Here is an 8,570-nt window from a genome sequence, read left to right as displayed (position 1 = left end):
TCGCCACCAGACCGAAGTCCGTGCTGCCGTTCGACTTGCATGTGTAAGGCATGCCGCCAGCGTTCAATCTGAGCCAGGATCAAACTCTTCAGTTCAATCTCTGTTTTTAGCATTTCTGCTTCCATCCGTAGATGGCGTCGCTCACTCAAAATACTGACAGTTCGATTTTCATCTCTGAAAACCGTCTTGCTTTGTTATTTCTTGTGAACATTTGATATATTTTAAGTTTCCTAGCTACCTAAGCAGCTAGTCGCTATCACTATCAAGTGCCCACATTTATTGACTGTTAATTGTTAAAGATCTTCAATTCTTTTCTGCTTTTGCTTCGAAGCGTTGTGTTCGTCAGCAGCAGAGAAACGAGATTATGCAGCACTTCTAACTTCTCGTCAACCCCCTGTTTTTTTATTTCGCTTAAATCGTTTCTTACTAATCGATTTAAACACCAGGAAAATCAACGTCTTACTACTTGCATCACTCTTATTTCACACCCGCATTTCTGCGGGAGGCGAACTATAGCAAAGTTTCAGCGAGTTGCGCAAGGGAAAATTAGATTGTTTGGGGCATTGAATAAGTAACAGTTAAAATACGCCTTTGATTTATTGAGTGCATTAATAATTATGTTACGTCTGACCGACATACAACTCCCGCTAGACCACGCCGAGAGCGATTTAAAACAAGCGGTATTGAAACGCTTAAATATTGAAGCCGCAGATTTAATCAGCTTTGAAGTATTCAAACGTAGCTACGATGCCCGCAAGAAAACCGCGATCGTGTTAATTTACACCGTAGACGTGACCACTTCGAATGATGAAAACTTACTGCATAAAATAAGAAATACACAAGGCCAAGCGAAAGTCACTAGAACTCCAGATACCAGCTACAAATTTGTAACTCACGCTAGCACGAAACCATTTAAGCGTCCGGTAGTCATAGGCTTCGGCCCTTGCGGCTTGTTCGCTGCACTTATATTGGCACAAATGGGATACAAGCCTATTGTGCTTGAACGTGGTAAAGCTGTCAGAGAGCGAACCAAAGATACTTGGGGCCTATGGAGAAAGCGTGAATTACAGCCTGAATCCAACGTTCAATTTGGCGAGGGTGGAGCTGGCACATTCTCTGACGGAAAACTGTATAGCCAAATTAAAGATCCCAAACACTATGGTCGCAAAGTATTAACGGAGTTCGTTAAATCTGGCGCACCTGAAGAAATTATGTATGTCAGCAAGCCGCATATAGGAACTTTCCGGCTGGTAAAGATGATTGAAGAAATGCGTAGCAACATTATTGAACTAGGTGGCGAGATCCGTTTCGAGCAGAAGGTAACCGACTTTGACATTCAAGATGGTCAAATTGTAGGCCTGACTATTAATGATCATGAAAAGCTTGAAGCAGATCATGTTGTGGTTGCAGTCGGTCATAGCGCGCGCGATACATTTCAGCTAATTTACGACAAAGGCATTTATGTTGAAGCAAAACCTTTTTCGGTGGGCTTCCGCATTGAACATCCTCAGTCGATTATTGATAAAGCACGTTTCGGCCCGAATGCAGGCAATAAAATTCTTGGCGCCGCAGATTACAAGTTAGTCCACCATGCCAAAAACAATCGGTCGGTCTATAGCTTTTGCATGTGTCCAGGGGGAACAGTAGTTGCAGCGACATCCGAAACTGGTCGCGTAGTGACCAATGGCATGAGCCAATATTCACGCAACGAACGAAATGCGAACAGTGCCATTGTGGTTGGAATTTCACCTGAAATCGACTATCCAGGGCATCCACTTGCTGGCATCGATTTTCAACGTCAATTAGAAAGCAAAGCATTTGAAGTCGGTGGCAGAAACTACAATGCACCGGGCCAACTAATCGGCGACTTCTTAGCAAATCGCCCGTCCTCAGAATTAGGGGAAGTCATTCCCTCGTACAAACCAGGCATCAGCCTGTGCAACCTCGCCGATGTATTACCAGCATTCGCGATTGATGCGATTCGCGAGGCCATTCCTGAGTTTGATAGGCAAATTAAAGGTTTTGCACTGAAAGATGCGGTATTGACGGGAGTGGAAACTCGCACTTCATCGCCAATTAGAATCAAACGCAAAGATGATGACCTGCAAAGCATCAACACCGAAGGCTTTTATCCAGCAGGCGAAGGAGCTGGCTATGCGGGTGGCATTTTATCGGCCGCGATTGACGGTATTAAAGTAGCCGAAGCAGTCGCTCTGAGCATTAATCGCAAGCATGCGTAAATATGCATAGAAAAAACCGGGTCGACTGAGAACCCGGTTTTATAAAACTATTTAAACGTATGAGCGCATAAACGCATCAAATTAACTCACTAATTCCTCAAGGCCTGCTGCCAATTCCGAGATTGGTGGCATTTCATTCAATATATAGTCTACTGAAATACCTAGCTTAGCAAGTACCTCGTGCGGAATAGTTGCCTCCATTTCTTCTTTGGAATACTTATTTTCTTCTACACGTGATCGCCATACCGCTACATGCACGACACCTGCCATCGGTTCAAAACCTTGCGCGACCAATGGTTGAGGGAATCCTTTGATTACCGCAGAAAAATTATCAGGAAAACGCCAGCGCTTAGCCAATTCTGCACCAACATCAGAAAAATCATAGCCGAAGGATGTGCGCTCTACGTCTAGACGACGCGCATCCAATAAACCAGCAATTTTATCGATTTGCATAGCTTGTTCAGGCATTGCAGCATGCATCACTAGCTGACCAATCGCATGCATCAAACCGACAGTAAAGGCAAAGTCTGAATTGCCGTTAATTTTCTTTGCCAGACATTTAGCGATGACCGCCGTGTGCATGCTGTAACGCCAAAACTGCTTCAGATCCACGCCAGGCATCGCTTTGAATCCACCTGTCAAACCACTACTAATAACCAAGGTACGAACTGTCATAAACCCCAGCATTAGTACGGCATCATCCACAGTTCCAACACTACGAGATGAATGGTAATAAGAAGAATTTGCCAAACGCAGTATCTTTGCACTCAACACTTGATCTGCGGCTAACTTACGAGAAATATCATCGATTGACACATTGTCGTCATTAAAGCTATCAATCACTTCTTGGACAACTTTGGGAATCGTTGGTAAAGCTGTTTGTTGCTGAAATAGCGCGTCGAAATTCATAGATATCTCCCAATTTTTACAGCATCAAAGACCATTCGAAGCCAGCATCAATCAAACAGATTCATGCCAGTTCATTTCTGACGTAAATTTTTTTATTATCGATGTCTATTATGTTTGTGATTCAACATCAATTTACGCAAAGAAATAATACTCCGATAAGTGGATAAGGAGAATATTTATCATAGAAGCTATGAGAAAAAACGACAGCTTATTCATCTCTCACGCCATCTATGCACAGTTCCTGAATTTTTCTGCTAATCGTATTTCGTCCGATTCCTAAACGAATCGCTGCCTCATTTTTACGTCCATGTGTATGTCTCAAGGCAGCTTTAATAACAACACTCTCAAAATCACGACTCAACTTTGACATAATCTCTTGCCCACCTTGTTGCAGCAAACGTTCTGCCTCATGCTCCAAAGAGCTAAGCCAGAAATTCTCAGTTTGCATCGAGATCGCTGCGTGATTAGGTAATCGCACACCGACTTCAACGGCCGCATTACTCGTGGTTATCGGCAATAATTCACTCGGCAAGTCAACGACCTCGACCACCTGCCCTGGCGCCATCACAGTAATCCAATTACATAAATTTTCTAACTGCCTAACATTACCCGGAAATTCTAAGCCAGAGATATACGTCAATGCGGAATCAGACAATCGTTTTGCATCAACGCCCAATTGCTTTGCACTTTGAATCAAGAAATGCTTAGCTAATAAAGGAATATCCTCACGCCGTTCGCGCAAGCTAGGAACACGCAAGCGAATTACATTGAGTCGATGGAACAAGTCTTCTCGAAACACACCCTCTTTCACGCGTTCTTCTAAATGTTGGTGAGTCGCCGCGATCAATCGTACATTCGCTTTTAATGGTTGATGTCCACCCACACGGTAAAAATGTCCATCAGAGAGTACGCGCAGCAGACGCGTCTGCAGATCAAACGGCATGTCACCGATTTCATCTAAAAACAAGGTGCCACCTTCCGCTTGCTCGAATCGACCGCGGCGAGCGGATTGCGCACCAGTGAAGGCACCTCGTTCATGTCCAAACAACTCTGACTCAAGCAAATCTTTAGGAATTGCCGCCGTGTTTAGTGCGATAAAAGGCTGATTCACGCGTGGACTATGTTTATGTAATGCGCGCGCCACCAGCTCTTTACCGCTGCCAGACTCACCCGTAATCAACACGGTTACACTCGATTGCGACAAACGACCAATTGCACGAAATACTTCTTGCATCGCTGCGGCATGTCCTAGGATCTCTGTTTCAACATCAGCGACTAATTCAATTGTCGCTTCACGTGCACTTTCTTCTAGCGCACGCCGAATTAATTCCACGGCTTTAGACAAATCAAACGGCTTTGCCAAGTATTCAAAGGCACCACCTTTAAAGGCAGCAACCGCAGAATCGAGATCAGAAAACGCCGTCATAATAATGACCGGCAAACTTGGCAAGCGCTGCTTGATCGTTTGCAACAAGTCCAATCCTGATGCGCCGTTCATGCGAATATCTGAAACCAAGACTTGTGGGGATTCTTCGTCGAGCGCGGTCAATACATCATCGGGATTCATAAAACTACGCGTAACAAAGCCTTCTCTTGCCAACGCTTTTTCTAGCACCCAGCGAATAGAATCATCGTCATCTACAATCCAAATGTTTTTCTTCATTGATCAGCATCTCTTAAATTAAGTTTTCTTGCCGCACGCACCGTTTGAGCGCACACAGCGAAGTGATTCATGCGCGATTATGGTTCACGGCAATGGAATCAAGATTCGAAAATCCGTACATCCAGGACGACTTTCGCAATCAATGACACCAGCATGCTGCGTAATAAAAGCTTGTGCCAATGTTAGTCCCAATCCACTACCACCATCTCGCCCAGAAACCAGCGGATAGAAAATCCGATCCCGAATATTCGGTGGAATGCCCGGTCCGTTATCGATGATATGCAAATCTAATGCCAGCCTGTAGCGTATTTTCGCAAGGGTAATTTGGCGCACCACGCGTGTCTTAAAAATGATCTCTGCATCGCCATCCGCCATGCGCACGCGCAGCGCTTGTGCGGCATTATGTGCGATATTTAACACGGCTTGAATCAGCTGCTGCTGATCACCGCGAAACTCAGGAATCGATAAATCGTAATCGCGTTTAATCACCAAGCCTTTCGGAAATTCAGCCATAATCAAACTACGAACACGCTCACAAACCTCGTGAATATTAACGTCCGCGATCACTTGCGGCAAACGATTTGGAGCCAACAAACGGTCTACCAACACCTGAAGCCGATCCGCCTCTTTGATAATGACTTGCGTATACTCGCGTAATTCCTTGGCATCTCGCTCTGGTAACTCTAACTCCAACAACTGCGCCGCGCCGCGGATGCCGCCTAGCGGATTTTTAATCTCATGCGCCAGATTTCGGATCAACTCTTTGTTCTCTTTATTCTGATCCTGCATCCGCTCTTCTCGGTCCAGCTTGAGTTGCTGCACATTCTCTCGCAGCTCAATTAAGACGGGAGTTTCCGCATGATCGAGTGCGGTGACGATACTATGCACATGCAGCGGGTCTCGCCCAGTTCTCTCCAAGATCATATCTTGACGACGATCCGCAAACTGCTGAGCAATCGCTTGCTCAAAACCACTTAACAGTTCATCGCCATTCAAAAATAAATCTTTAAGTTGTAGTTTGTGAAGTAACTTAAAAGGACGCTCTAGTAAATTTTCAGCTGCTGGATTGGCATAAACAATGCAGCCATGGGGATCCATAACCAACACCGCTGACGCCAATAGCTCTAATCCCGCAAATTTATTCATGAATATTTCAGAGACTCAAAATTAAATTAAAAAAGGCCGCGATTGCGACCTTTTCTGAGATATCTGCAACGCAGATCTTACTTTAGGTTGCTAATTTCACGTTTTAACGCTTCGATGTTTTTCTCTGTACGCGCTAAATCATTCTTCAAATTATTCACCCGCTCTACATATTTTGATGGCTGACGCTCATCAGCACGACGCTCAACCTCACCACCGTTATATTCTTTCTTAATTGCTGCCAATTTTTGCTCTTCAACTTTGAGCTCATCCATCAAAATTTGCTTACGATCTGAGTCTCGCGCTTTTTGGGTACTATCATCTACCTTTGGAAAATTACCCGGCGTTGCAACTGGCTTCGCAGTAGAAGTAGTCGTTGCCTTTTTTGCTGGTGCTGGAACAGTATTTACATGAGGCAAATCAACTAACTTACAGCCTTTCGTAATACCTGTATTTTTATACTCTTTCTTTCCATTTGCATCCACACACAAATAGACATCAGACTGCGCTAATGTCGGACCAGCGTACAAAAAACACAAACCAAGACCAATCAGATATTGCTTCATATTGGGTAAGTAAAATAGTCAATAAGAGCTAAGTGTATGCCAAGCCTTGATTTTGCACAATTACCCATCGTAGATCGAATAAAAAAGCGGGGCATGCCCCGCTTTTTTACGACTTTATTACAGTGAATAGTACATATCGAATTCAACTGGGTGCGTCGTCATACGCATACGCTGAACTTCTTGCATCTTCAATTCGATGTAAGCGTCGATCATGCTGTCACTGAATACGCCGCCACGTGTCAAGAATTCGCGATCTTTGTTCAATGCGTCCAAAGCTTCTTCTAAAGAGGCACATACTGTTGGGATCAATGCGTCTTCTTCTGGTGGCAAATGGTACAAATCTTTTGATGCTGCTTCACCTGGGTGAATCTTGTTTTGTACACCATCTAAACCAGCCATCATCAATGCGGAGAAGCACAAGTATGGATTCGCCAGTGGGTCTGGGAAACGCGCTTCAACACGACGTGCTTTTGGATTTGCCACGTATGGGATACGGATAGAAGCTGAACGATTTTTCGCAGAGTAAGCCAATTTAACTGGCGCTTCATAACCTGGCACTAAACGCTTGTAGGAGTTTGTACCTGGATTGGTAATCGCATTCAATGCTTTAGCATGCTTGATGATACCGCCGATGTAGTACAAAGCGAAATCAGACAAACCAGCGTAACCGTCTCCTGCGAACAAGTTTTTGCCATCTTTCCAGATCGATTGATGCACGTGCATACCAGAACCGTTGTCACCAACGATAGGCTTAGGCATGAATGTCGCTGTCTTGCCGTAAGTGTGCGCTACATTCCATACGACGTATTTCAAGTTTTGTGTCCAGTCAGCACGTTCTACCAAGGTAGAGAATTTCGTACCGATTTCGTTTTGGCCCGCACCAGCAACTTCATGGTGATGAACTTCCACTGGAATTCCCAAAGATTCCAAGATCAGGCACATTTCAGAACGCATATCTTGGAAGCTATCAACTGGTGGAACTGGGAAGTAACCGCCTTTAACTGTAGGACGGTGCCCAGGATTGCCGCCTTCCATTTCTTTGCCTGTTGTCCAAGATGCTTCATCAGAATCAATCTTCACGAAACAACCAGACATATCGACTTTCCAACGTACGCTATCGAAAATGAAGAATTCTGGTTCTGGGCCGAAGTACGCTGTATCACCGATGCCGGAGGATTTCAAATAAGCTTCTGCGCGTTTTGCGATAGAACGTGGATCGCGGTCGTAACCCTTGCCATCCGCTGGCTCGATCACGTCACATTGCATGAACAATGTGGTTTCTTCCATGAATGGATCGATATTTGCTGTATTTGGATCTGGCATCAACAACATATCAGACGCTTCGATGCCTTTCCAACCTGCGATAGATGAACCGTCAAATGCATGACCAGACTCGAATTTATCGATATCGAAGTGAGAAATAGGCACAGTTACGTGCTGCTCTTTACCACGTGTATCTGCAAAACGGAAATCAACGAATTTCACTTCGTTATCTTTCGCCATTTTCAACACGTCTGCTGGGGTCATTGCCATTTGAAACTCCTTCTATCGCTCAAAAATAAGATTAGGAACTGCTATATCAAACTAAAATACCAAATCAAAACACGCTAAGAAACGCACTATTATGTGATTTCTGTATTCTCAGTACGCTGAGTGGAAGTACTTTTTGCACCATCACCATGCACAGAGATTGAAGAACATGCCGAGGATATTAGCAGAAAGCGTGCCATGTACAAGCCAAACTCGACAATTAAACTGCTTGAATTAAGTCTTTGTTTTACAAAGGAAATTTAAATTCACTTTTGTTGCACCACTTTAGCACGAAAACCGTTTGCACTAAAACAGTGCAAGCAATTTAATTTGCACCTCTTTAGTGCATTTTTTTCGCCCTGATATAGTGCGGCTTGAATTTGGGGTCAACAGACGACATCTATTCGACTTGATTTGTTCTTTTACATAAGGATAATGTACTGCTATCCATAATCGAAAATTAGCATCGCCTCATCAGCAATCTAAAGAATCGAGATAGAGAAAAACAAGACACCAATT

General features: G+C 44.2%; 6 protein-coding genes and 1 rRNA gene. 1 reads left to right on the top strand and 6 read right to left on the bottom strand.

Translation table 11 applies throughout. The features are described from left to right. Nucleotides 1–95: ribosomal RNA gene (locus KDM92_RS14150) — 16S ribosomal RNA — on the bottom strand; the annotation flags it as partial. A gap of 522 nt (nt 96–617) precedes the next feature. Between KDM92_RS14150 and KDM92_RS14145 the strand changes: the two genes are divergently transcribed. After that, on the top strand, nt 618–2,240 hold the full coding sequence (locus KDM92_RS14145) for an NAD(P)/FAD-dependent oxidoreductase (RefSeq protein WP_212685097.1): 1,623 nt from the start codon (nt 618–620) through the stop codon (nt 2,238–2,240). Between the two features lie 81 nt (nt 2,241–2,321). On the opposite strand, the gene KDM92_RS14140 is transcribed toward KDM92_RS14145, so the two are convergent. The 5 genes from KDM92_RS14140 to glnA all read right to left on the bottom strand — a co-directional run bounded on the left by KDM92_RS14140 (nt 2,322) and on the right by glnA (nt 8,054). Further along, nucleotides 2,322–3,149 (bottom strand): HDOD domain-containing protein, encoded by an 828-nt coding sequence (locus KDM92_RS14140; protein ID WP_212685096.1) that lies wholly within the window; start codon nt 3,147–3,149, stop codon nt 2,322–2,324. Nucleotides 3,150–3,357: 208 nt separating this feature from the next. Beyond that, on the bottom strand, nt 3,358–4,812 hold the full coding sequence (gene ntrC, locus KDM92_RS14135; protein WP_212685095.1) for a nitrogen regulation protein NR(I): 1,455 nt from the start codon (nt 4,810–4,812) through the stop codon (nt 3,358–3,360). A gap of 84 nt (nt 4,813–4,896) precedes the next feature. Then, nucleotides 4,897–5,958: a nitrogen regulation protein NR(II) gene (gene glnL / locus KDM92_RS14130; protein WP_212685094.1), complete on the bottom strand. Its 1,062-nt coding sequence runs from the start codon at nt 5,956–5,958 to the stop codon at nt 4,897–4,899. Nucleotides 5,959–6,035: 77 nt separating this feature from the next. Continuing rightward, nucleotides 6,036–6,521 carry a DUF4124 domain-containing protein gene (locus tag KDM92_RS14125; RefSeq protein WP_212685093.1) on the bottom strand — a complete coding sequence of 162 codons (486 nt, stop codon included), beginning with the start codon at nt 6,519–6,521 and terminating at the stop codon, nt 6,036–6,038. A 117-nt stretch (nt 6,522–6,638) separates the two neighbouring features. Next, nucleotides 6,639–8,054 carry a type I glutamate--ammonia ligase gene (gene glnA / locus KDM92_RS14120; protein WP_212685092.1) on the bottom strand — a complete coding sequence of 472 codons (1,416 nt, stop codon included), beginning with the start codon at nt 8,052–8,054 and terminating at the stop codon, nt 6,639–6,641. Nucleotides 8,055–8,570 lie beyond the last annotated feature (516 nt).

Origin of the sequence: Affinundibacterium baiyunense (assembly GCF_018139645.1) — a bacterium.
Taxonomy (GTDB): domain Bacteria; phylum Pseudomonadota; class Gammaproteobacteria; order Burkholderiales; family Burkholderiaceae_D; genus Undibacterium; species Undibacterium baiyunense.
The sequence above is the reverse complement of the archived record's forward strand: the minus strand, read 5'-3'. Positions and strand labels throughout refer to the sequence as shown.